General features: G+C 73.1%; 21 protein-coding genes. 13 read left to right on the top strand and 8 right to left on the bottom strand.

The features are described 5' to 3' along the window. Complete coding sequence (gene tpx, locus IEY30_RS07140) at positions 1 to 495, top strand: thiol peroxidase (protein ID WP_030201524.1); 495 nt, start codon at positions 1 to 3, stop codon at positions 493 to 495. Here tpx and IEY30_RS07135 read toward each other — a convergent pair. Next, positions 465 to 1,736, bottom strand: a complete 1,272-nt coding sequence (locus IEY30_RS07135; protein WP_052358845.1) for an MFS transporter — start codon at positions 1,734 to 1,736, stop codon at positions 465 to 467. The two genes, tpx and IEY30_RS07135, sit on opposite strands and share 31 nt — an antisense overlap. A gap of 88 nt (positions 1,737 to 1,824) precedes the next feature. Between IEY30_RS07135 and IEY30_RS07130 the strand changes: the two genes are divergently transcribed. After that, positions 1,825 to 2,328 carry a MarR family winged helix-turn-helix transcriptional regulator gene (locus tag IEY30_RS07130; protein WP_030201520.1) on the top strand — a complete coding sequence of 168 codons (504 nt, stop codon included), beginning with the start codon at positions 1,825 to 1,827 and terminating at the stop codon, positions 2,326 to 2,328. A 13-nt stretch (positions 2,329 to 2,341) separates the two neighbouring features. Here IEY30_RS07130 and glpK read toward each other — a convergent pair whose 3' ends face one another. Next, positions 2,342 to 3,868, bottom strand: a complete 1,527-nt coding sequence (gene glpK / locus IEY30_RS07125) for a glycerol kinase GlpK (RefSeq protein ID WP_030201518.1) — start codon at positions 3,866 to 3,868, stop codon at positions 2,342 to 2,344. Positions 3,869 to 3,972: 104 nt separating this feature from the next. Here glpK and IEY30_RS07120 point away from each other — a divergent pair, with 104 nt between their 5' ends. From IEY30_RS07120 to IEY30_RS07095, 6 genes are all read left to right on the top strand, one after another. Continuing rightward, a complete protein-coding gene (locus IEY30_RS07120; protein WP_030201516.1) occupies positions 3,973 to 4,656 on the top strand; it encodes a hypothetical protein in 684 nt (227 codons plus the stop codon). Between the two features lie 35 nt (positions 4,657 to 4,691). After that, on the top strand, positions 4,692 to 6,416 hold the full coding sequence (locus tag IEY30_RS07115; RefSeq protein ID WP_030201512.1) for a glycerol-3-phosphate dehydrogenase/oxidase: 1,725 nt from the start codon (positions 4,692 to 4,694) through the stop codon (positions 6,414 to 6,416). An 86-nt stretch (positions 6,417 to 6,502) separates the two neighbouring features. After that, entirely contained in the window at positions 6,503 to 7,072 is a 570-nt protein-coding gene (locus tag IEY30_RS07110) for a TetR/AcrR family transcriptional regulator (RefSeq protein ID WP_030201509.1), read from the top strand. After that, a complete protein-coding gene (locus IEY30_RS07105) occupies positions 7,069 to 8,259 on the top strand; it encodes an SGNH/GDSL hydrolase family protein (protein WP_229674879.1) in 1,191 nt (396 codons plus the stop codon). The genes IEY30_RS07110 and IEY30_RS07105 overlap by 4 nt, the downstream gene beginning before the upstream one ends. Before the next feature lie 76 nt (positions 8,260 to 8,335). Next, complete coding sequence (locus tag IEY30_RS07100; RefSeq protein WP_030201501.1) at positions 8,336 to 9,589, top strand: hypothetical protein; 1,254 nt, start codon at positions 8,336 to 8,338, stop codon at positions 9,587 to 9,589. Between the two features lie 16 nt (positions 9,590 to 9,605). Next, on the top strand, positions 9,606 to 10,532 hold the full coding sequence (locus IEY30_RS07095) for a carbohydrate kinase family protein (protein ID WP_030201498.1): 927 nt from the start codon (positions 9,606 to 9,608) through the stop codon (positions 10,530 to 10,532). Positions 10,533 to 10,602: 70 nt separating this feature from the next. On the opposite strand, the gene IEY30_RS07090 is transcribed toward IEY30_RS07095, so the two are convergent. The 4 genes from IEY30_RS07090 to IEY30_RS07075 all read right to left on the bottom strand — a co-directional run bounded on the left by IEY30_RS07090 (position 10,603) and on the right by IEY30_RS07075 (position 13,072). Further along, positions 10,603 to 11,196 carry a YdeI/OmpD-associated family protein gene (locus IEY30_RS07090; RefSeq protein WP_030201496.1) on the bottom strand — a complete coding sequence of 198 codons (594 nt, stop codon included), beginning with the start codon at positions 11,194 to 11,196 and terminating at the stop codon, positions 10,603 to 10,605. Between the two features lie 50 nt (positions 11,197 to 11,246). Beyond that, positions 11,247 to 11,657, bottom strand: coding sequence for a VOC family protein (locus tag IEY30_RS07085; protein ID WP_030201491.1), 411 nt, complete (start codon positions 11,655 to 11,657; stop codon positions 11,247 to 11,249). 52 nt (positions 11,658 to 11,709) lie between these two features. Further along, on the bottom strand, positions 11,710 to 12,135 hold the full coding sequence (locus tag IEY30_RS07080; protein ID WP_030201488.1) for a VOC family protein: 426 nt from the start codon (positions 12,133 to 12,135) through the stop codon (positions 11,710 to 11,712). Between the two features lie 67 nt (positions 12,136 to 12,202). Further along, positions 12,203 to 13,072, bottom strand: a complete 870-nt coding sequence (locus IEY30_RS07075) for an Fpg/Nei family DNA glycosylase (protein ID WP_030201486.1) — start codon at positions 13,070 to 13,072, stop codon at positions 12,203 to 12,205. A gap of 82 nt (positions 13,073 to 13,154) precedes the next feature. Between IEY30_RS07075 and IEY30_RS07070 the strand changes: the two genes are divergently transcribed. After that, on the top strand, positions 13,155 to 16,145 hold the full coding sequence (locus IEY30_RS07070) for a glycosyltransferase (RefSeq protein WP_162181024.1): 2,991 nt from the start codon (positions 13,155 to 13,157) through the stop codon (positions 16,143 to 16,145). On the opposite strand, the gene IEY30_RS07065 is transcribed toward IEY30_RS07070, so the two are convergent. Both IEY30_RS07065 and IEY30_RS07060 read right to left on the bottom strand, forming a co-directional pair. After that, on the bottom strand, positions 16,090 to 17,304 hold the full coding sequence (locus tag IEY30_RS07065; RefSeq protein WP_030201480.1) for a glycosyltransferase family protein: 1,215 nt from the start codon (positions 17,302 to 17,304) through the stop codon (positions 16,090 to 16,092). The genes IEY30_RS07070 and IEY30_RS07065 overlap by 56 nt on opposite strands. Before the next feature lie 13 nt (positions 17,305 to 17,317). Next, complete coding sequence (locus IEY30_RS07060; RefSeq protein WP_229674878.1) at positions 17,318 to 19,198, bottom strand: glycosyltransferase family protein; 1,881 nt, start codon at positions 19,196 to 19,198, stop codon at positions 17,318 to 17,320. 216 nt (positions 19,199 to 19,414) lie between these two features. On the opposite strand from IEY30_RS07060, the gene IEY30_RS07055 reads away from it, so the two are divergent. The 4 genes from IEY30_RS07055 to IEY30_RS07040 are packed head-to-tail and all read left to right on the top strand — an operon-like array spanning position 19,415 to position 24,069. After that, positions 19,415 to 21,148 carry a glycosyltransferase family 4 protein gene (locus IEY30_RS07055; RefSeq protein ID WP_052358842.1) on the top strand — a complete coding sequence of 578 codons (1,734 nt, stop codon included), beginning with the start codon at positions 19,415 to 19,417 and terminating at the stop codon, positions 21,146 to 21,148. Continuing rightward, a complete protein-coding gene (locus IEY30_RS07050) occupies positions 21,145 to 22,095 on the top strand; it encodes an ABC transporter permease (RefSeq protein ID WP_030201471.1) in 951 nt (316 codons plus the stop codon). The genes IEY30_RS07055 and IEY30_RS07050 overlap by 4 nt, the downstream gene beginning before the upstream one ends. Further along, complete coding sequence (locus IEY30_RS07045; RefSeq protein ID WP_030201468.1) at positions 22,082 to 22,879, top strand: ABC transporter ATP-binding protein; 798 nt, start codon at positions 22,082 to 22,084, stop codon at positions 22,877 to 22,879. Before IEY30_RS07050 ends, IEY30_RS07045 begins: the two co-directional genes overlap by 14 nt. Next, positions 22,876 to 24,069, top strand: coding sequence for a glycosyltransferase (locus IEY30_RS07040; protein ID WP_052358841.1), 1,194 nt, complete (start codon positions 22,876 to 22,878; stop codon positions 24,067 to 24,069). The genes IEY30_RS07045 and IEY30_RS07040 overlap by 4 nt, the downstream gene beginning before the upstream one ends. The last annotated feature ends 3 nt before the right edge of the window (positions 24,070 to 24,072 follow it).

The following is a 24,072-nucleotide window of genomic DNA, read 5'->3' as shown; positions in this document are numbered from 1 at the left end:
ATGGCCACCACCTCTCTCGGAGACACCCCCGTCCACACCGTCGGCGAGCTGCCGGCCGTGGGCGCGCCCGCCCCGGCATACACGCTGACCGGCACGAACCTGCGCGACGACGTCACGCTGCCCTCGGGCAAGCGTGTGGTCCTCAACATCTTCCCCAGCGTCGACACCGGCGTCTGCGCGACGAGCGTGCGCCGCTTCAACGAGATCGCCGCGGGCCTCGACAACGCGACCGTCGTCTGCGTCTCGGCCGACCTGCCCTTCGCCCTGAACCGCTTCTGCGGCGCCGAGGGCATCGAGAACGTCGTCGCGGCGTCCTCGTTCCGGTCCGGCTTCGGCTACGACTACGGCGTGCGGATGGAGGACGGCGGCTTCGCCGGGCTGCTGGCCCGCGCGGTCGTCGTCGTCGAGGCCGACGGCACCGTGGTGCACACCGAGCTCGTCCCGGCCATCGGCCAGGAGCCGGACTACGACGCCGCGATCGCCGCGCTGGCCTGACCGGTCCCTGCGGTCTCGTCCGTGACGGCCGGAGCGCCGCCGTCACGGACGAAACCGCGAACGCTCCGCACGAGGAGCGGACAGCACCCCGCGACCAGCATCCAGACAGCGATCGCCGTCATCAGGGCGTCCGTCGTGAAGTGCTCGCTCAGCGGTCCCGCGAGCACGTTGCCGACGGGCAGGGCGACGAACGAGATGAGCACGTCCCACGAGGCGACGCGGGCCAACCGGTCGTGCGGGACGCCCTGCTGGATCGCGGTCTGCCAGCCGACGTCGAAGTAGAGCAGCCCCGCCTGGGCGACGAGGGCGAGCGCCAGGATCGCGAGGAGCCCACCGGGCCAGGCGAACCCGAGCGGGAAGAGCGGGAAGAGGCCGAGGGCGACGAACGCCCAGAGCAGCATCCGGCGCGGCTGCAGTCGCATCGCGACGAGCCCGCCGACGAGGCCGCCGAGTCCCAGCGCCGCGGTGACGAGCCCGAGCGCGTGCGCGCCGCCGAGGTCGCGCACCGTCGTCACCTCGACGAGGACGATGAGGACGCCGCTCGCGACGTGGAACATCGCCGCCGACACGAGACTCGTCCAGAGCCAGTCCCGGCTGCGGATCTCGGCCAGGCCCTCGCGCACCTCGGAGAGCAGGCTCGTGCGGGCCGGGACGTGGCCGGCGCGGGCCCGCAGCCGCGCGACGCAGACGGCTGACCACGCGAAGGTCAGCGCGTTGACGGTGAAGCCCGGCACCGGGCCGAAGGCTGCGACGACGAGCCCCGCGAGGACCGGGCCCGCCAGCTGGGCGCCCGACTGCAGGAAGCTGATGGCGGCGTTCGCGGTCTGCAGGCCCACGGTCGGCACGATGAGGGGCCGGAGCGAGACGAAGGCGGGGAAGAAGAAGGCACCCGCCCCGGCGGTGACCGCCGCGAGGGCTGCGAGCAGCGCGACCGGCGGCTCGCCGAGGGCAGCGAAGGCGACCGCCGTGCCGCCGACCGAGGCCGCCCGGGCGAGGTCGGCGGCGACCATGATGCGGTGCGGCGTCACCCGGTCGGCCCACACGCCGCCGACGAGGCTGCAGAGCAGCCGCGCGACGACGCCGCTGGCCAGGATGACGCCGAGCTCTGCCGCGCCCCCGCCGGACAGGACGACCGCCACCGACAGGGCGATGGGGTTGAAGGCGTCGCCGACCCACGACAGCCCCTGACCGACGAGGAGGAGCCGGACGTCGCGGAGGCCGAGGAGGTCGCGGAAGGTCATGCCTTCGATATTAATTAGACGTCTGACTATCTGTCAACGAATAGTCAGAGGTGGCGCAGGACGTCAGGTCCTCTGCGAGACTGGGGGTATGGCGAGAGCGCGGCAGGACTCGGTCGACCGGCACGTCGCTCGCTGGAGCGGCCTGCTCGAGGACATGGACCCCGAGGTCGAGGGCGCCGTCACGCGCATGCAGGCGATCACGAAGCGGCTCAAGGCCGACGACCACGCCAGCTATGCCGGCACCGACGACACGATCGAGGACTACCGCACGCTCCACGCGCTGATGATCCAGCCGTATCCCGAGGAGGCGACCCCGGCGCAGCTCGCCGACGCGTGCGGCGTCACCCGGGCCGCGATGACCTCACGCCTCGACCGCCTCGTCCAGCGCGGTCACGCGACGCGCGAGGTCGACCCCATCGACCGGCGCCGCATCCTCATCCGACCCACGCCGTCCGGAAGGACCCTGTGGGAGAAGGGGATCGAGGCGGGCATGGCACGCGAGAAGGCCGCCCTCTCCGGTCTCAGCGCCAAGGAGCTGGCGACCCTCAACGGGCTCCTGCGCAAGGTCGTGCTGCACCTCGAGGGCGACTGAGCGGCTCCGCGCTTCAGGGGGTGTCCTCGTCGACCCAGTCGAGGGTGCGCTGGACGGCCTTCTTCCACGTGCGGAAGAGCCGCTCGCGCTCGGCCACGTCGAGCTGCGGCGACCAGCGCCGGTCCTCGCCCCAGTTCTCCCGGATCTCGTCGGTGCTGCGCCAGTAGCCGACAGCCAGCCCCGCGGCATACGCGGCCCCGAGGGCGGTGGTCTCGGCCACGACGGGCCGCACGACGTCGACCCCGAGCAGGTCGGCCTGGAACTGCATGAGGGTCTCGTTGGCGACCATGCCTCCGTCGACCCGCAGCTCGGTGAGCGGGACGCCCGAGTCGGCGTTCATCGCCTCGAGCACCTCGCGCGTCTGGAAGGCCGTGGCCTCCAAGGCCGCTCGTGCGATGTGGCCCTTGTTGACGAAGCGCGTCAGGCCGACGAGAGCACCGCGCGCATCCGGGCGCCAGTGCGGTGCGAAGAGGCCGGAGAAGGCCGGCACGAAGTAGGCGCCGCCGTTGTCCTCGACGCCGGCGGCGAGGGTCTCGACCTCCTTGGCGTCCTTGATCAGACCGAGGTTGTCGCGCAGCCACTGGACGAGCGAGCCGGTGACGGCGATCGAGCCCTCGAGGGCGTAGACCGGCTTGGCGTCCCCGAGCTGGTAGCAGACCGTCGTCAGCAGCCCGTGCGTCGAGGCGACGATCTCCTCGCCGGTGTTGAGGAGCATGAAGTTGCCGGTGCCGTAGGTGTTCTTGGCGGTGCCGACGTCGAGGCAGGCCTGGCCGAAGGTCGCCGCCTGCTGGTCGCCGACGATGCCGGCGACCGGGACGTCGATGAGGATGCCCGGCTTGCACGTGCCGTAGACCTCGGACGACGACCGGATCTCGGGGAGCATCGCGAGCGGGACGCCGACCGCCTCGGCGCACGAGGCGTCCCAGTCGAGCGTGCGCAGGTCCATGAGCAGGGTGCGGGAGGCGTTGGTGACGTCGGTGACGTGGATGCCGCCGTCGTCCGCGCCGCCGGTGAGGTTCCACAGCAGCCACGTGTCCATGGTGCCGAAGAGCAGCTCCCCCGCCTCGGCCCGCGCTCGGGCGCCGTCGACGTGGTCGAGGATCCAGCGTGCCTTGGGGCCGGCGAAGTAGGTCGCGAGCGGCAGGCCCGTCACGGCCTTGAAGCGGTCGGTGCCACCGTCGCGGGCCAGCTCGTCGCAGATCGCCTGCGTGCGGGTGTCCTGCCAGACGATGGCGTTGTAGACGGGTCGGCCGGTCGCGCGGTCCCACACGACGGTCGTCTCGCGCTGGTTGGTGATGCCGACCGCGGCGATGTGGGTGGCGTTGAGGTTGGCCTTGCCGAGGGCGCCGCCGACGACGAGGCGGGTGTTCTCCCAGATCTCCATCGGGTCGTGCTCGACCCAGCCGGCCCGCGGGAAGATCTGCCGGTGCTCCTGCTGGTCGACGGCGACGACCCGCCCCCGGCGGTCGAAGACCATGGCCCGGGTGCTCGTGGTCCCCTGGTCGATCGACACGACATGGCTGCGCTGCTCCGTCGGCATGACCAGACCGTACCGTCGGGGTGCATGGTCGTCACGGGTCCCGCCACACGCCCCGGCCCGGGGGCCGACCACGGGTCGCGACCCTCGCTGACTAGCGTTGCGCCGTGACCATCGAAGAGCTTCAGGCAGAGCTGACCTCGAGCCGAGGGTTCGCCGCCCGGGTCGTGCCGCCGAGAGGGCTGCGCCACTTCGGCGGCGGCATCCTCCTCGTCCTCGTGCTCATCGCGGTGACGGTGCTCTTCCAACGGGATCTGCCCACGATGTGGCCGAGCCTCGTCGCCTGGGGGCTGGTCGGTCTGGCCGTCATCGCGGCAGGGCTGCTCCACGAGCGGGTGCGCCTGCGATGGATCCACGCCGCCTACCTCGAGCGGGGCTGGGTCACCGCGCAGGTGCCCAGCGGTCTCGTCCGCGAGTCCGGCGACTCCACGACGTGGCTGCGGCGCGACACCGCGATCACCTCGGGCGAGGCGGACGAGCACGTCGACACGGTCGTGCTCGTCGGAGGTCCCCAGGTGACGCCCGAGAGCCTTCGGAGCGCCGCCGCGACGGTCCGGGAGCGGCTCGCGCCCCTGTCGAAGGACGACGAGAGGGAGCTGGGCCACCGGCTCCAGACGACCGTGCTCTACCGCGACGAGGACGCCGCGCGGCACCTCCCGGTCCCGCGGGACATCCGGCTGACCATGCAGACGGGGAGCTCGGACTTCGTCGTGGCGGTCGCGCCCCGGGAAGGATCCCGGCGCCGCCGCACCCGGTACTACGGCATACGGCCTTCGGGTGCGGCTCGATAGAGTGGCCCTCTCTGCAGCGACGTGAAGGGACACCGATGACGAGCCCAGTGCGCCTGGACACGGACTATCGCGAGCAGGCGTGGAAGCGCCTCGGCACCAAGCACTTCGACGTGCTCGTCATCGGCGGCGGGGTGACCGGCGGCGGCGTCGCCCTCGACGCGGCGACGCGCGGCCTGTCGACGGCCCTCGTCGAGCAGCGGGACTTTGCGTCCGGCACGTCGTCGCGCTCGTCGAAGCTCTTCCACGGCGGCCTGCGCTACCTCGAGCAGATGAACTTCGACCTCGTGCGCGAGGCGCTCAAGGAGCGCGAGCTCATGCTGAGCCGCATCGCCCCGCACCTGGTCAAGCCGGTCTCGTTCCTCTATCCGCTGACCAGCCGCGGCTGGGAGCGCCCCTACGTCACGGCCGGCCTGACGCTCTACGACTCGATGGGCGGGGCGCGCTCGGTCCCTCGGCACAAGCAGCTGACCCGCACCGGCGCGCTCAAGCTCGCCCCCGCGCTCAAGCGCGAGGCACTGACCGGCGGCCTGCTCTACTACGACGCCCAGGCGGACGACGCCCGGCACACGCTGACCACGGTCCGCACCGCCGCGGCATACGGCGCCACGGTCGTGGCCTCGGCCCGCGTCGTCGAGCTGCTCCGCGCGGGCGAGCGCGTCGTGGGCGCGCTCGTCGAGGACGTCGAGACCGGCGAGCGCACCGAGGTGCGCGCCTCCGTCGTCATCAACTGCACCGGCGTGTGGACTGACGACATCCAGACGATGGCGGGCGGCCGCGGCCGCTTCCACGTGCGCGCGAGCAAGGGCGTGCACATCGTCGTCGCGCGCGACCGGATCAACTCCGAGACCGGCCTCATCCTGCGCACCGAGAAGTCCGTGCTCTTCGTCATCCCGTGGGGCACGCACTGGATCATCGGCACGACCGACACCGACTGGGAGCTCGACCTCGCGCACCCGGCGGCGACCCGCGCCGACATCGACTACATCCTCGAGCACATCAACACGGTGCTCAAGGTGCCGCTGACCCACGACGACATCCAGGGCGTCTACGCCGGCCTGCGACCCCTGCTGTCCGGCGAGAGCGAGGACACGAGCCAGCTCTCGCGCGAGCACGCCGTCGCGCGTCCGCAGCCGGGGCTCATCTCCATCGCCGGCGGCAAGTACACGACCTACCGCGTCATGGCGGCCGATGCCGTCGACGCCGCCCGCGAGGACATCGGCGGCGACGTCTCCGACAGCGTCACCGAGTTCATCCCGCTCTCGGGCGCCGAGGGCTACGTCGCGCTCGTCAACCAGATCGACCGGCTCGCCCGGCACCAAGAGCTGCCCGTCTGGCGCATCACGCACCTGCTCGAGCGCTACGGGTCCCTCGTCCACGAGCTTTTCGCGCTCGCCGCCGACGACCGCTCCCTCTTCGAGCCGCTCCCGGGCGCCGAGGAGTACCTCCGGGTCGAGGCGTTGTATGCCGCGACGCACGAGGGAGCGCTGCACCTCGACGACGTGCTCGCCCGCCGCACCCGCATCTCCATCGAGACCCCGAGCCGCGGGGTCGAGAGCGCCCGCGCGGTCGCCGAGATCGTCGCGCCCGTGCTCGGCTGGGACGCGGAGCGCATCGAGGCCGAGGTCTCGGGCTACCTCGCGCGGGTCGAGGCGGAGCTCGAGTCGCAGAAGGAGCTCGCCGACTCCGAGGCCAACGCCGAGCGCCTCAGCGCGCCGGACGCGCGCCGCATCCCGGTGAGCCGGGCGCCCGAGGGCTCGTGATCACCGGCTACATGCATATGGGATTTGCCTAAAGGCTTTAGGGATGCGATGGTTCGGGGCATGACGAACCATCGCGAGCGCCAGACGTGCCCCGCGCCGGCCTGACGACCGAGAAGGTCGTGCTCGCCGGTGCGGATCTGGCTGACGAGATCGGCTTCGCCGGGCTGACCGCGTCGGAGCTGGCACGTCGGCTGGGCGTCCGCACGGCGAGCCTCTACTCGCACGTCGACGGCACCGACGACCTGCGGAAGCGAGTGGCCCTGCTGGCTCTCGCCGAGCTCGCCGACCGTGGCTCGGACGCGGTGGCGGGACGCAGCGGGCACGAGGCCCTTGTCGCCCTCGGCGACACCTACCGGGGGTATGCCGCGGAGCATCCCGGGCGGTACGACGCGACGCGGCTGCGCCTCGACGCGCAGACGGCTGCCGCGAGCGCCGGGCCGCGTCACGCCCAGCTCGCCCGCGCCGTCCTGCGCGGCTACCGGCTCTCGGCGGACGACGAGACGCACGCCGTGCGCCTGCTCGGCACCGTCTTCCACGGCTTCACCACCCTCGAGCTCAGCGGTGGCTTCGCCCATAGCACCCCCGACTCGCAGGCCTCCTGGGCTCGCATCCTGGACGGCCTGCACCACCTCCTCGACCACTGGAGCACCCCATGACCCAAGCCATGCCACAGCTGCCACTGCAGTCGGTCCCCCTGTCGCCCGAGATCGTCCGCGGCGTCGCCGAGCTCGAGCCCAGCGCCCGCGGCCTGGTCCCGCACCGGCTGCCTGCGTGGGCGCGTGCCCAGGTCCCCGACCCCCAGCTCCTCATGGCGGAGGGACAGCCGTCCGGGGCGAGGATCGCGTTCCGCAGCACCGCGACGGTGATCGAGCTCGACGTCCTGGCCACCAAGCGCCTCTATCCCGGCCTGCCGCCGCGGCCCGACGGCGTGCTCGACCTCGTCGTCGACGGCCGCCTCGTCGACCGGGCCCGCGTCACCGAGGGCGACACGATCACCATCGACCTCGCGACCGGCACGAGCGAGACCACCCGCGGACCGGTCGCGACGGTGCGCTTCGAGGGGCTGGACCCCCGCGACAAGAACGTGGAGCTGTGGCTCCCCCACCTCGAGACGACCGAGCTCGTCGACCTGCGGACCGACGCCCGCGTCGAGGCCCTCGGCGACCGGAGCCGCCGCACGTGGGTCCACCACGGCAGCTCGATCAGCCAGGGCTCCGGTGCCGATCGCCCGACCTCGACGTGGCCCGCCCTCGCGGCGCGCCTCGGCGGCGTGGACCTCGTCAACCTCGGACTGGCCGGGAGCGCGCTCCTCGACCCTGCCGTTGGTCGGGTGCTGCGCGATACGTCGGCGGACCTGCTCAGCATCAAGATGGGCATCAACGTCGTCAACGCCGACCTGATGCGTCGCCGGGCGTTCGGACCGGCACTCCACGGGCTGCTCGACACGGTGCGCGACGGACACCCCGACATCCCCCTGCTCGTCGTCACTCCCCTGCACTGCGCGATCCACGAGGACACTCCGGGCCCCGGGGCCTTCGACCTCGAGGCCCTGGCCGAGGGTCGGCTGGGCTTCCGGGCCACCGGCGACCCGGCCGACGTCGCGGCCGGCCGGCTCACGCTGGGCGTGGTCCGCGAGGAGATGGCCAGGGTCGTGGCGCAGCGGTCCGCCACTGACCCCCACCTGCACCTGCTCGACGGGCTGTCGTTGTATGGCGCCGACGACGCGATCCGGCTGCCCCTTCCGGACGGGCTGCACCCCGACGACGCCACGCACCGGCTCGTGGGCGAGCGCTTCGCCGCCCATGCCTTCGCACCCGCAGGACCGTTCGCCGACCGGTCCTGACGCCGCAGGTCCACTGCTCTGCAGGCCAAGGCTCGACAACGGCTCCTCTTCGCGCCGACGTTCCTACACTGACGGGATGAGGACCCGACGCGGTGTGCCCGCGGTCGCCGCCGCGCTGGCAGCGTTCGCGCTGCTGGCGGCCGGCTGCGGCACGCCCAACCCGACGGTACAGGCGAGGCTCGAGGGCCATGCGGCCGGCCACACTGCGACGACGGGAGCCACCGGGCCCACCGCATCCACCGGGTCCGCCGGGCACACGGACGCCACCGCGTCCGGCCACGGCGCGAAGCCCGTCGTCCCGGCCCAGCCTGCGGCGCTGCGCGGCGGCGAGACGATGCGGACGGTGACCTCTCCGGTCGCCTACACCCCCAAGGCGCCGACGACCGGCACCGACGACTACCGCTGCTTCGTCCTCGACCCGAAGCTCGCGCGCGATGCCTTCGTCACCGGCTTCGACATCGCTCCGGGGCAGCCGCAGGAGGTGCACCACGTCATCCTCTTCCGGGTGCCTCCGTCGGCCGCGGCGGCGGCCCGGGCGAAGGACGCCGAGAGCGGCGGCAACGGCTGGACCTGCTTCGGCGGCACCGGTCTGGGCTCGCGGGGGGCCAGCCTCGACGACGCGCCGTGGGTCGGCGCGTGGGCGCCCGGCGGCCGCGAGAACGTGCTGCCCTCCGACGTCGGCATCCCCCTGCAGCGCGGCTCCCTGCTCGTGATGCAGGTGCACTACAACCTCCGACACGGCACGACGCCCGACCGCACGTCGGTCAAGCTCCGCCTGTCGTCGTCGACGAAGCTCAAGCCGCTCGAGACCATGCTCTACCCGGCTCCGGTCGAGCTGCCTTGTCGTGCAGGCAAGTCCGGGCGCTTGTGTGACCGCTCCGCAGCCGTCGCCGACGTCACCGAGCGCTTCGGCCCGATGTCGCGGCCCATCGTCAACGGGCTGCTGCTCGTCTGCAACGGCACGGTCATCCCGACGCCGGGACCGACCCAGTCGTGCACCCGCAAGGTCGAGGCGCCGGCCACGATCCGCGCCGTCGCCGGCCACATGCACCTGCTCGGCTCGTCGCTGCGCATCGAGCTCGACCCCGGCACGCCCAAGGCCAGGACGCTGCTCGACATCAAGGTCTGGGACTTCGACAACCAGGGCTCGGTCCCCATCCCGGCCACGGCCATCCGCCCGGGGGACTCGATCAAGGTCAGCTGCACCCACGACCAGGCCTGGCGCGACAAGCTGCCGGACCTCAAGGGACTGCCCGAGCGCTACGTCGTGTGGGGTGAGGGGACCACCGACGAGATGTGCCTCGGGCTGCTCAGCGTCACCCGTCCCTGACGTGCAGAATGGCCCGGTGACACCGCAGACCACTGACGTCCTCGTCGTCGGCGGCGCCGGCGTCGACACCATCGTGCGCGTCGAGACGCTGCCCGTTCCCCTGGCGGACTCGTACGGCGTCCCGCCGATCGACACGGTCGTCGGGCACACCGGCAGCGGGGTCGCGCTCGGCTGCCACCGCCTCGGCCTCGCCACGCGTCTCGTCGACGTCATCGGCGACGACCACGAGGGCCGGATGCTTCTCGACCGCTTCGCGGACGAGGGCCTCGCCTTCGACCACGTCGTCCACGAGAGCGGCACGCGCCGGGCGGTGAACCTCGTGGACGCCACCGGGCGACGGCTGTCGTTCTACGACGCGCGCCACCCCTACGACCTGGCCCCCGACCCAACGCTCTGGCGCGGACCGCTCGCGCACACGCGGCACGTGCACGCCTCGATCATGCCGTGGACCGTGGCCGCGCTCGACGACGCCGCCGCGGCCGGGGTCACGACCTCGACCGACCTGCACGACTGGGACGGGCGCAACCCGCACCACCGGCCGTTCGCGTATGCCGCCGATCTCGTCTTCGTGTCGGGCTCGCGCCTGACGGGGATCGAGGGCGACGTCGTCGCCGACGTGCTCGACCAGGGCCGGGCCCGGCTCGTCATCGTCATGGACGGCGCGCGGGGCAGCCGGGTCACGGTGCGCGACGGCGGGTCGTTCGCGGTGCCGGCCATCGACATCCCGGACCGACCGGTCGTCGACTCGAACGGCGCGGGCGACGCCTACGTGTCGGGCTTCCTGCACTCCTGGCTGGCGGGTGGCGACGCCCACGCAGCCGCACGGAGCGGTGCGGTCGCCGGCGCTTGGGCGTGCGGGGTGGCCGGCACGCACACGAGCCCGATCGACGCGGACGAGCTGGCCCGTCAGCTCGACAGGCCCTCCGGGTCAGCCACGTCCTGACCTCCTCCGGCGCGCCCCCTCCACGAGCCCACCGCGAGGCCGCCGCGAGGTCGCCGAAGCGGCTCACCCGTCAGTGGAGGGTCTCGTGGTCGTGGCACATCTCGACGTACTTCGCGATGCGCGCGGCCCGGGTCTCGGGCTTCTTCGCCTCCTGGACGCGGTAGAGGACGGCGAAGCGGTTGGCGCCGCTGAGCGTCTCGAAGAACGCCTGAGCTTGCGGATCGGCAGCGAGCGCCACAGCCAAGTCGTCGGGGACGGTCGCGCTTCTCTGGCCGGCGTAGGCCGCCGCCCAGCGGCCGTCGGCCTTGGCAGCATCGACCTGGGCCTGCCCCGCCGGGCGCATGCGACCGGCCTCGGTCAGCGCCTCGACCTTGTCCCGGTTGATCCGGGACCACGTGCTCCGCGGCCCGCGCGGGGTGAAGCGCTGCAGCCAGTGGGTCTCGTCGCAGCCCCGCTTCTGCCCGTCGATCCAGCCGTGGCAGAGCGCGACGTCGAGAGCCTCGGGGTAGGTGACGGTCTGCGCGACGCCCTTCCTGCCGATCTTGAGCCAGATGCCGCGGTGGTCGGCGTGGTGCTCGGAGAACCAGGCCTCGCAGTCGGACACGCTCGCGAACGAGATGACCGGCTGACCCGCCACCTCCTCAGGTGCCTGCTCGTCCGACATGCGGCCATCGTGCCACCGCCCACCGTCAGGACGGCCCCTCGGCGAACGCCCTACCCCCTCGCGGGCCAGACGGGTCCCTGGTCGGTCCACGTGACACCCTTGTTGCGGCAGAGGCAGAACGGATGCCCCACCGGGTCGGTGTAGACGCGCCAGCCGTACCCGTCGGGCCCGACGGAGTCCTGCTGCAGGATCGCACCGAGAGCCAGGACGCGGTTCTGCTCGGCCTCGATGTCGTCGACCTCGAAGTCGAGATGGAACTGCTTGGGGTGCTCGCCGTCGGGCCACTGGGGAGCGCGGTAGTCCTCGACCCGCGTGAAGGCCAGCTCGATCTCGCCGAACTGGACACCGGCCCAGTCGGCGCTGCTTCCGCCCTTGACGGGGCGACCGGTCACCTCGGCGTAGAAGGCTGCCAGCGAGACCGTGTCCGGACAGTCGATGATGAAGTCGGTGAGTCGCAGCACGCGGCGATCGTGTCACGCTGCGACACCGTGCGGTGGACGACGCGGACGGGCGTCAGCCGGCGGCGTCCGCGGAGTGGTCGCCGGCGATGTTGACGAGCCAGCCGATGCCGAAACGGTCGGTCAGCTGGCCGAACTCGTCGCCCCACATCTGCTTCTCGAGGGGCGTCGAGACCGTGCCGCCGTCGGCGAGACCCTCCCAGTAGCGGCGCAGCTCGTCGCGGTCGTCGCCGCTGAGGCTCACGGTGATGCTCGAGCCCTCCTGGTGCGTCATCCCGGGCGGGGTGTCGGAGGCCATGATCGTGTAGCCGCTCGGGGTCTCGAGCTGCGCGTGCATGACACCGTCGGAGCCCGGGCCGGACTGGCCGTACTCACCGAAGGTCGAGACGTTGAGCTCCCCGCCGAAGACCGACTGGTAGAACTCCATCGCCGCACGGGCGTCGTCCTTGAAGCTGATGTAGGGGTTGAGCCGGGTTGCCATGGCGGTGCTCCTCTCGGATGAAACGGATCCTTCACGGTAGGACGCTCCACCGACAGGCACAGCCCTTTCAGTAGGAGCGTCTGGAGCGGGCGGCTCCGCGGCTGGACCCCAGCGGCGCCTGCGGCCGTCCGTCGTCGGTGGGTCCGAGCCCGCCCTGGCAGCCCGGGCAGTAGAACATCGTGCGCTCGCGCGTCGGCTCGCCGATCATCGCCACCCGCACCGTGGTGCCGCAGCGTCGGCACGGCCGGCCGCTGCGGGCGTGGACGTAGTGGGCCTCGTCGAGGCGGTAGCTGCCGGTGCTCGACTGGACCGCGTTGCGCCGTCCGTTGTCGATGAGGCGGTGGGCCCGGGCGACGACCCGCTCGACCCGCTCGCGCCCCAGCTTGTCCGCGGGCGTCCACGGTGGCACCCGCTCGAGGAAGAGGGTCTCGGCGCACCACATCGTGCCGACGCCTGCGAGGTTGCGCTGGTCGAGCAGGGCCTGCCCGATCGGGACGTGGCTGCCCGCGACGTTGTCGACGGCGCGGGTCAGGTCCCAGTCGGAGCCGAGCACGTCGGGCCCGAGGTGTCCCACGACGTCGGCCTCGCGCGCGGTCGGCACGAGGTCGAGCATGCCGAGCCGCAGCCCGAGCGCCGTCCAGTCGGGAGCGCCCACGAGGGCCCGCAGCTGCGGGTTGCGACGCCAGCGCGACGCCAGACCCTCCGTCGCCTCGACGCGCCACTGGCCCTCCATGCGCAGGTGCGAGTGCAGCGTCAGGCCTCCCTCGACCCGGTGCAGCACGTGCTTGCCCCGGCTCACGACCTCGAGCGTCGTGCGACCCGTGAGGTCGACGGTCGAGATGTCGGGCCAGCGCAGGTCGCACTCGACGATCTCGCGGCCGGCGAGCGCCTCGTTGAGCCGGGCGGCGGTGCGCCACACGGTGTCTCCCTCGGGCACGCCACCTCCTGATCACCGGTCGTTCACCTGCGCGGGTGCGCGTCCGTCCAGCCTATTCACATGCCCCGGCTACCTTCGCCGGGTGCGTGACCTGACTGTCGTGGTGTCCGTTCCCGGCTCCAGCGACCGCGTGGCCGCGTGCCTCGGGTCGCTGGCCGCCCAGACCCTCCCGGCCGACCGCTTCGAGGTCGTCGTCGTGGTCCACGGGCCGGGTGATGCCGCCCGGGACGCAGTCGAGCGGGCCTGCCGCGGCCCCTTGGCCGGCCACGAGGTCGAGCTCGTGGACGCCGTCGCCGCGTCGTCCGCCGCCGCCCGCAACGTCGGCGTCTCGCTCGCCCGGGCCACGTGGACGACGTTCGTCGACGCGGCGCAGACCCTTGCGCCCCAGCACCTAGAGGCGTTGTATGCCGTCCGCCACCCCGAGCGCGTCGCCGTGGCCACCGCGCCCGCCGCCGACACCCGCGCCGCACCCGTCCCAGCGCCCGCGCCCGCGACCGCGCACGTGCGCCCGCACCTGGCCGCCGCGGCCCTGCGGGGGCGGGGCAGCCGGCTCTACCCGACCCGGTGGCTCGTGGACACCCCGTTCGTCGAGGGGGTCTGCGGCGCAGAGGACACCGTCCTGCACGGCCACCTCTTCAGCCGCTTCGACCTGCAGTTCGCCGAGCTGGACCTGACGCCCGGCCCGCTCGCGAACGGCCACGACCTCCCGCAGCCCGGACACCCTGACGCCGACAGTGACCATGCCGTCCGGTCCCGCCTCGCCGTCCTCACCGCCCTCACCGTCGGGACGCAGGCCGACCCCGCCGACCGCAGCGCCGTGACGAACGCCCTCGTGGCCGCGGAGGTAGAGGACCTGAGGCACCTTGCCACCCACCACCCGCGCGGACGCGACCACGTCGAGTCCATGCTGCGCGCGGCCCACGTCGCGGGCGTCACCTCCGTGACCACGACGGGGCTCGGCGGGGCTGCGGAGGGGTTCGCGCTCTTCCACAGCCCGCCGTCGGGGCCCCGGGCCCTCGTCGTCGTGGCGGGCAGCGCCGGGTCGGTGAACGAGCACGCACGCATGCTCGCCTTCCTCGCCCGCAACGGACACGGCATACGCGTCCTGCACTACCGCGGCCGGCTCCAGCACCAACTGCGCACGCTCGCCGAGACGCACCGCGTCGAGCTGCTGCCGACGTCGATCGGGTGGATCGAGTCGCGCGTCGCCGCCGGCGCCCCCCGCCATCGCCGGGTGGCGCTGCGCGTGTCGCAAGAGGGCCTGCGGGTCGGACGCCGCGCGCTCCCGGAGCTGCTCCCCGCCCGGCTCGGCGCCCCGGTCTTCGCCCGCGTCGACACCCGGGCGGACGCGCTGCTGGCCGAGCCCGGCACGCGGGTCGTCCTCGACCGGGCCGGCACCACCCTGCTGCGCACGTGGGGCGACGACTCCCCCACCGTCGGGGCTCACGAGGTCGCCGCGCTCGTCATGCGCACCGCCGCGAGCCAGCTGCGGGGGTCGCTCGCCGACGCCCACGCGGTGCGCCGCGCGTCCCGGGTGCTGCGCGCGGAAGCCGCCCGCACCCGCGCCGAGGTCGACCCGGACCTCTGGACGATGGTCGCCTACCGGCTCCTGCGGTCTCAGCGGCTCGAGGCTGCGACCCAGCTCGTCGAGGACCGGGCGGCCGTCTTCGGCCCCGGCGGGCACCCCGCTCTCGGGGCCTTGCGCCGGCTCCTCACCGGGACCGACGTGCCGACCGACGTCGTCGTCGCCGCGGCGGTGGCGACCCTGCGCGAGGCCGACGACGCCCTCGCCGCCGGCGACCTCGAGCGGACCGCGTTCCACACGACGACCGCCCTCGACCTCCTCTTCGCCCGGCGCCTCCACACGGCCGAGACCCGGTCGGCGCTCGTCTCCGAGCCCGACACCTTCCTCGCCCCGCTCCGCGACAGCGAGGTCGGGCGGCTCCTCGGCCGGCGCACCCCGAGCCCGACCACCCGAGCGCCACGCACCCTGACCGGTGCCCGGCCCCGGGTCACCGTGGTCCCGGGCGCCTACCCGAAGTTCGCCGGCGCGGTCGTCGCGGGGCTCGAGGGCCATGCCGACGTCGAGGTGCTCGACCTGTCGGCGCGGCAGAAGCGCTTCGCCAACACCGGCGTCGACCCCGTCACGGTCCGCGAGCGGCTGCTCGCCGCCACGGGGCACCCGCCGACGCCCGACCTCGCGACCGCCGAGGCGCTCTCGGCCGACGTCGTCTTCGTCGACTGGGCCGACAAGGGGCTCACGTGGGTCACGCAGCTCGTGCCCGAGGGCACCCGCGTGGTCGTGCGCCTGCACGGCGTCGACACCCTGAGCGCCTGGCTGCACACCGCCGAGTGGGACAAGGTCGACGACGTCGTCTTCCCGAGCGACCACCTGCGGCGGGCAGCCGCGGCAGCGCTGGGAGGACGCCTGGACGGCATACGCCAGCACGTCGTCGCCAACCTCGTCGACGTCGAGCGCTACGTCCTGCCCAAGAGCGAGGCGGCGCGCACGACGCTGGGCATGGTCGGCTGGGCGCAGCAGGTCAAGGATCCGCTGTGGACCCTCGAGGTGCTCGCCGCGCTGCGTCGCCACGACCCGCGCTGGCGGCTGCGCCTCATCGGCGCCGACTTCGCCGTCGACGCGGCGAACCCCGTCGAGCGCGAGGCCGCCCAGGCCTTCCACGAGCGCATGGCCGACCCGCACGTCGCCGACGGGGTCGACTTCGTCGGCTACACCTCGCGCCTGCCCGAGCACCTGCGCGAGATCGGCTGGGCCGTCAGCTCGAGCCGCCGCGAGGGCTTCCACATCGGCCTCGTCGAGATGGCCGCGAGCGGCGCGGTTCCCGTCGTGCGCGACTGGCCGGTGTATGCCGGGATCGGCGGCGCCACGGGCCTCTTCCCTCCCGACTGGGTGTCGACCACCCCCGCCGAGGCCGCCGAGCGCATCCTGCGCATCAGCGGCTCCGGCACGTGGGACGACGCGAGCGGGCGCACCGTCGACACGGTGCGCGACCGCTTCAGCGGGACGGACTCAGCAGAGCGTCTGCGCCGGATCGTGCTGGGAGAGAGCTGATCCGGCGGAGCACCTGCACAGCCGCGCTCACGTGCTCGATCGGTGAGCGGTGGTCGAGCGGCTGCTCGTCGAGCGCGCTGCCCTCCTCGACGACGCCCCAGACCTGGGTGCCACTGCCGCGGTAGTCGCTCCACTTCGACGGCAGGAACGGGTTGGGCGCACCCGGCGGGCTCACCGCGTCGTTGACGAGGAGGCAGTCCATCCGCCGCGACAGCGCGAGGAACTCGAGGTAGCCGACGAAGGGCCCGACGCGCACGCAGTCGGCGAGGCCACGGGCGACGACGACCTCGTGCAGCTCGTCCGGCTTGGAGGTGAACACGTGGAGCATGACGCGGTCACGGGCCTCCCTCGGCAGGAGCGCGAGGGCGTCGAGCATGCCCGAGACCCCGCGGTTGGCGTAGAAGTTGCCGAAGTAGCCGATGTGACGCCGGCCCGGATCGAGCTGGTACGTCGAGGGTTTCGCGTCGTAGAGCGCGGCGGGCGGGGTCGGGTGCGGTGACACGACGGAGATGGACTCGACACGCGCGGCGAGCTCGGCGTCGTGGCAGTGCTCGAGCATGAAGTCGCGCTGGCGCGGGTTGGTGAACATCACCGAGTCCGCGAGCGCGAAGGCAGCGACCTCGCACCATTCGAAGGCGTTGAGACCGGCCGGCGGGCGGAACCCGGCGGTCTCGACGGCCGACCGCAGCCGGCCGAGGGCCCGGTCGTCGTGCGCCGGGGCCGTGCGGACCTGGCCGACGACGTCGTGCGACAGCGGGTCGGAGAACTCCGCGTCCCAGTGGAGGGAGGGGCGGGCCGTCTTGAGCGCGGCGGCGAGGAAGTGCGAGGCCGCGAACTGCGCTCTGCTGTAGAGCGACTCGTACTCCCCCTGCAGCGACTCCCATCGCACGAAGGTCTCGAGGCCGAGCTGCTGGTAGTCGACGATCGAGCCCCACGAGCTGAACGCGGTCCGCGACGGCACCGCGGCGAAGCGACGGACGAGCCCCCCGCAGATCCGGACGAGGTCGGGGTCCTGGTGCCGGATCGAGTCCATCGCGTTGCAGATGACGTCGACGGGCTCACCCCGGTCGTGGACGCGCTTGGCCGCGACGACCGCGGCGGTGTCGCTGTAGGGCGGGAAGCAGTACGACGCGACGAGGCGACGGGCTGGTGCTGACACGGGGATCCGCCTCTCAGACGGTGACGTGGTCGGTGGGGTCGCCGTGGAAGGCGAGCACCCCACGGCGGGAGAGCAGCTCGACGTCGGAGACCGGCCAGGTGTGCCCGTCGGGCGTCGAGGCGCGGACCGAGACGAAGTTGAAGCGGTCGGTGGAGTAGACGCGGCCGCCGTCGGCGCGCACCTTGTCCAGGAACGTCGTGTCGACCCGGCGCGGCAGGTCCTCGAACCGCAGCCGCGTGGCGAGGTCGCGCCCGAGCAGCAGCGTGCCGCCCTGGACGAGGTCGACGTAGCGGTGCTCGGCGTCGGGGAAGCGCAGCAGCGTGGCCCCGGTCGCGGTGAGGTGCGCGTAGTGCGCCCACTTCCCGACGACGACGGCGTCGGTGTAGTCGAAGGCCCGGACGAGGTCGCGGAGGTAGTGCTCGGTGTAGACGTTGTCGTCGTCCATCTTGGCGACGTAGCGACCGGACGCCGCGTCGACACCGGCGTTCATGCACGCACCGAGCGTGTCGCTCGAGGGGCGCGCCACGACGACGACCCGGGCTGGGTCGAGCCCTGCGACCTCGGCTCGGCGGCGCACGTCGTCACCACCGACCTCGAAGCCGTGCGTCACGAGCACGAGCTCGACGTCCTCGTGAGCCTGGGCCGCGAGGAACCCCAGCACGTGGTCGACCTGACCGGGTCTCATCGTCGGCACGACCGCCGAGATGCTGCGGTCACGCGGACGGACCTGCAGGCCGACGGTGTCGAGCACCGTGTCGATGCGGTGGCCGTAGGTGTGCGCGTCGAGCACGCGACGGTGGGCGCGCAGCCCGAGCCGGTCGCGGTAGTCCTCGTGCTGCAGCAGGGCCCGCAGCTCGCGCGTCGTCTCCTCGGCGCTGCTCGTCACCCGGACCGTGTCGCCGAAGAACGGCTCGATCGACGCGGCCGGCCCCGACAGGACGGGCGTCTGCGCGGCGGACAGCTCGAAGAGCCGCCGGGCGCACATCGTCGGCGAGCCGGTGACCGAGTTGACGTTGAGGAAGACCTTGTAGGCCGTGTAGGCACCGAGCATGCGACGGTACGGCAGGCTCCCGACGAGCGACGCGGCATACGCCCTCGGGAACTGGTAGCGCGGGTCACGCCCCGCCAGGCGCGAGAAGACCTCGAGCCCGAGCGGGAGTGCCGGCTCGAGGACGTACTCCATCTGCGCGCGGCGCTCGTCGTGCTTGTCGGCGAAGTAGCTCCCGGCGAAGGCGACCTCGCGCGTGCGGCCCGCCCCGTGACGGACCGGCGTGTGGATGCGCGGCTGGGCGCCGAAGGGCAGCAGCCGGATTCGCGTGTGCCCGAGGTCGCGCTCGTAGTCCGGGATGCGTCCCGCGTCGACGGTGAAGACGTGGTCGAAGAGCCGGGCCGTCTCGAGGAAGAGGCTGTAGTTGGGTGGGTCCTCCTTGTTCCAGAAGACCGTCGGGACCCCTGCCGACCGGCAGTGCTCGACGAGCGACCGCAGCTCCGGTGACGGGCCCTCGTCCGTCGTCATGGCGAGGCGCCACGTGCCCCCGTTGCCGTTCCACGCCGACTCGACGAAGAGGACGTCCACGGGGTGGGCAGCCAGCTGGTCGCGCCAGTCCTGCGGGGTGACGCTGACCTGGACCCACTCGTAGCCGAGGGCGAGCTGCGAGAAGTCGTCGAGGATGACAGCCGCCACGACACCCGGACGGGCGACGGGTCCCGTCGGGATCTCGGGTCGGGGCAGGTCCACCCGCAGCCTCGCCGACCGCACCCGCGGCAGGCGTCGCTCGACCTCCTTGCGCACCTTGCGAGGGAGCTCCGTGCGCGCCCGGGGGTCCCGCACGGCCCGCACCGCGGCGGTCCGCGCCCGGTCCAGATCCGACAGCAGCTGGTGCCGCGTGTTCACCACAAACTTCTCTCTCTGTTCGACTTTCGTTCTGCCTGAACGGGTTTGCCGTTGGGGGTGGGCTGCGACGTTCATTGCGTGACCCCCAGACTCGGCGCCAGTGTGGCATCCGCTCTTGGCGCCCCCGGTCCACGCGATGCAACGCGGAGCCGAACAGTTGGTGACGTCCCGACCACCACGGCGCTGCTCGTCGCCAACCTCCCGCTCGCTGCCTGCGTGGCCCGCGCGCACGTCGCCCGCAACCCCTGGCAGGCCGTCTGGGTCGGCGCCCGGGTGCTGCCCGCGCCGGTCCGGCGTGAGCTGAGCCGCCACAGCCGCGGGCCGCTGTCCGTCATCGCCGCCGCGGCCTCGGGGCAGCGCGAGCTGGCCCGACGCCGTCTCACCGACGAGCTGCGCGGCGCGGGTCCGCGCCGGTCGCAGCACCTGCTCGCTGCCGCCGCGGCCACCGGTCAGCTGACCGAGCTCGACCGCGCGACTGGCGGGCCCGCCGTGTCGCCGACCGGGTCGTCCGCCGCCTACCTCGCCTGGTCCGCCGGCGACGTGAGCGGCGCCGAGCGCGCGCTCGACGGCGCCCGCAATCCGCTGGCCCGGGCGCACCGGCGCTGGCTCGTGGGCGAGCGCGCCGTGCTGACCGGCAGCGCCCTCGACGGTCTTCGGACCGGCGCGCGGAACGACTCGCGAACTGACCTGCAGCGCAAGGGATCGCGCCCGACCACGTCCCCCGCGAGCGCCTCGCGCACGTCCGTCGTCCACGTCGTCACGAACTCGCTGCCCGAGGTGCAGGCGGGCTACACCGTGCGCACGCAGGGTCTCGTCGCAGCCCAGCGCGACGCCGGGATCGACGCCCACGTGTGCACCCCGCCCGGCTTCCCCGTCGCGCAGGGCCACCTCGGCGCCACTGCCCTCACGACGCTCGCCGGCGTGCCCTACCACCGCGACCTGCGGGTCGGGAGCCGCGTCGACCTGCCGGACCGGCACCTGCAGGCGTATGCCGCAGCCGTCGCCTCGCTCGGCAGCGCGGTCGGTGCCGACGTGCTGCACGCCCACTCCAAGCACGTCAACGCCCAGGCGGCCCTGCTCGCGGGCGAGCGCCTCGGCGTGCCCGTCGTCTACGAGGCGCGCGGCTTCCTCGAGGACACCTGGCGCACCCGCGGCGGTGACCCGCACAGCGACTTCTACCGGTGGACCCGCGAGACGGAGACCCGGTGCCTCACCCTCGCCGACGCCGTCGTGACGCTCTCGCAGAGCATGCGGGACGACGTCGTGGCCCGCGGGGTCGACGCGGCCCGCGTGCACGTCATCGGCAACTGCGTGCCCGACGACCTCGTCACGGCGCCCGTCGACGGCGGACCGGTGCGCACCTCGCTCGACATCCGGCCCGACGACGTCGTCGTCGGCACCGTGTCGACGCTCAACGCGTACGAGGGCATCGACGTCCTCGTCGAGGCCGGCGCGCTGCTCGACGACGCCCGGCTCGTCGTGCTCGTCGTCGGGGACGGGCCGGCCCGTGACCGGATGGTGCGCCGCGCGGCCGAGCTGCGCCGGTCGGGCAACCGCACCCGGTTCGTCCTCACCGGCCGCGTGCCGCACGACCGGAGCGCCGAGCACCACGCGGCCATCGACGTCTTCTGCGTGCCGCGCCGGGCCACCCCGGTCACGGCCCTCGTGCCGCCGCTCAAGCCGGTCGAGGCCATGGCCCTGGGCCGACCCGTCGTCGTCACCGACCTGCCGCCGCTGCGCGAGCTCGTCGGCGCCGACCGGGGCGTGGTCGTGGCGCAGGCCGACCCAGCCGTCCTCGCCGAGGCGCTGCACCCGCTGGTCGCCGACCCGGGCCTGCGCGCTCGGCTCGGGGCCAACGGACGCGACCACGTCGCGAGCCGGCGCACGTGGTCGGCGGCGGCGACGGCATACGAGCAGGTCTACGACCGGGCGCGGACGGTGGCGGCATGACGATCGGGAGCGACCAGGTGGTGCAGGACGTGCAGGACGTGCAAGAGGTCGAGAGCGGCGAGGACGTGGCGGAGCGGAACCGACCGGTCGCGCTCGGCCCCGAGGAGGCGGCGGCGCTCGCGCGCGCCGCCGGCCTCGAGGAGCTCGGCGTGCGGCCGGGGCTGCGCGGCTACGTCCGCGAGGTGTGGAGCTACCGGCACCTCGTGTGGCACCTGTCGTCGGCCCAGGCCTGGGCCACGAACCAGAACAACTACCTCGGCCAGCTCTGGGCGGTGCTCAACCCGCTGCTGCTCGTCGGCTCGTACTACCTGATCTTCGGGCTGCTGCTCAAGACGCGGGGCGGCACGTCGAACTACATCGCCTTCCTCACGATCGGCATCTTCGTCTTCGGCTACTCGGCGAGCGCGATCATCGCGGGGTCCCGGGCCGTCGTCGGGCAGATCGGGCTGGTGCGCGCGTTGCGCTTCCCCCGGGCCGTCCTGCCGATCTCGGTCACCCTGACGCAGTTCCTCGTCAACGTGCCGGCCTTCGCGGTGCTGATGGTGATGATTCCCCTGACAGGAGAGCCGTTCTCGCCGCACTGGCTGCTCTTCCCCGTCGCGCTGCTGCTCCAGAGCCTCATCAACCTCGGCCTCGCGTTCTTCCTCGCGCGGCTGGTCAACGCGGCCCGGGACTCGGCCAACCTCGTGCCGGTCGGCGTGCGCCTGGCCCGCTACGTCTCGGGGGTCTTCTTCTCCATCCCGCACTACGCGGGGCACGGGCTCGTCAGCGCGCTGCTGCTCTACCAGCCGCTCGCCGTCAGCATGACGACCGCACGGGAGGCCCTCATGGACCAGTACCCCCTGACGTGGGGCAGCTGGGTCGCCGCGGCGGTGTGGGGCGTCGTGCTCTGCGCCTCCGGACTCGTCTTCTTCTGGCGCGGGGAGGGTCGCTATGGGAGCAACTGACGTGGCGCCGGACGCGACGACGCCGAGCGTCGTGTGCTCGGGGCTCGACATCGTCTACACCGTCTTCGGCGCGAAGCAGAAGGGCACCGACACGGGCGGCGAGTTGCCGCTGGTCGAGCGCCTGCTGGCGAGACGCAACCCGGTCAGCTCGGTGCGCAAGGTGCACGCCGTCAAGGACGTCTCGTTCGTCGTCAACCACGGTGAGGCCGTCGGCATCATCGGCCGCAACGGGTCTGGCAAGAGCACGCTGCTGCGCGCGATCGCGGGGCTCATGCCACCGACCAACGGCCGGGTCTGGGCGGCCGGTCGGCCCTCGCTCCTCGGGGTCAACGCCGTGCTGCTCACCGGCCTCACCGGCGCCAAGAACGTCATGATCGGCGGCCTCGCGCTCGGGCTGACGCCGGCCCAGGTGCGCGATCGCTACGCCGGCATCGTCGACTTCAGCGGCATCGGCGACTTCGTCGACCTGCCGATGAGCGCCTACTCCTCGGGCATGGGCGCACGGCTGCGCTTCGCCATCTCCACCGCCGCAGCGCCCGACATCCTCATGATCGACGAGGCCCTGGCGACCGGCGACGCCGAGTTCCAGGCTCGCAGCCGCGACCGGATCGCCGAGATCCGCCGCGACGCGAGCACCGTCTTCCTCGTCAGCCACAGCAACGCCGCCATCCGCGAGTCGTGCGACCGCGTGCTGTGGATGGAGCAGGGGCGCCTCGTCATGGACGGCCCCACCGACGAGGTCGTGCGCGCCTACGAGCAGTCTCACCGGAAGGCCACGGCGTGAGCCGCGCACCGGTCGGTCGCGCCCCGACGCTCTCGGCCCTCGTCGTCACCGTCGTGCACCATCCCGAGGACGCGCGCATCCGCCACCGCGAGATCGGTGCGCTCCTCGACGCCGGGGTGCAGGTGACGTATGCCGCGCCCTTCTCCGCGCACGCCCTCGACCTCCCCGACGTGGCCGGCCTGCGACCCGTCGACCTCCCGCACGCCACCGGACGGTCGCGCGGGCAGGCCTTCCGCGCCGCCCGCCGGCTGCTCGCCCGCGAGGCGGCCGACCACGACGTCGTGCTCGTCCACGATCCCGAGATCGTCGCCGCCGCAGCGGGACTGCGCCTGCCCAACCTCGTGTGGGACGTCCACGAGGACACCGCCGCCGCGATCGAGGCCAAGCCGTGGGTGCCCGAGCGGGCGCGCCGCCCCCTGGCCCGCGCGGCCCGGGCCATCGAGCGGCACGCCGAGCGCCACCACGAGCTCATCCTCGCCGAGTACGCCTACGCCGACCGCTTCGAGCGCGAGCACGTCGTCGTGCCCAACACGGTCCGGGTGCCGGCGACCGCGCACGTCCCCGGACCGCGACGCGCGGTCTACCTCGGCTCGCTGACCATGCCCCGGGGCGCCGCGACGCTGCTGCAGACCGGGCGCCTGCTCACCGGCGCGACGCGCGGCGAGGTGGCCGTCGAGATCATCGGCGCGGCCCGCGACACCCGCACCGCCGAGACCCTCGCCTGGGGCGTCAAGTGCGGACACGTGACCCACCACGGCTTCGTGCCGAGCGCGCGGGCCCTCCCGATGCTCGACGGCGCCCTCGCCGGGCTCTCGCTCCTCGAGGACCGCCCCAACTACCGGCACTCGATGCCGACCAAGGTCATCGAGTACATGGCCCGCGGCCTGCCCGTCATCACCACCCCGCTCCCCCTCGCCGCCGACCTCGTCGAACGGGCGGGCTGCGGCATCGTCGTGCCCTTCGGCGACGCGGAGGCCACCGCCGCCGCCCTCGTCGAGCTCGCCCGCGACCCGGAGAGACGGGAGGCGCTGGGACGCGCCGGCCACGCGTACGCCCGCGAGCACCACGACTGGAACGCCATCGGGCGCGACTTCGTGCGCCACGTCACCCACCTCGCGCGGGGACGCCGCGGCGGCGCAACCGGCGCGACCGACGAGGTGGCCCGCAGCCGCCGCGGCCTGGCCGTCTGACAG

Source organism: Terrabacter tumescens, from assembly GCF_014646815.1.
Taxonomy (GTDB): Bacteria; Actinomycetota; Actinomycetes; order Actinomycetales; family Dermatophilaceae; genus Terrabacter; species Terrabacter tumescens.
The sequence above is the reverse complement of the archived record's forward strand: the minus strand, read 5'-3'. Positions and strand labels throughout refer to the sequence as shown.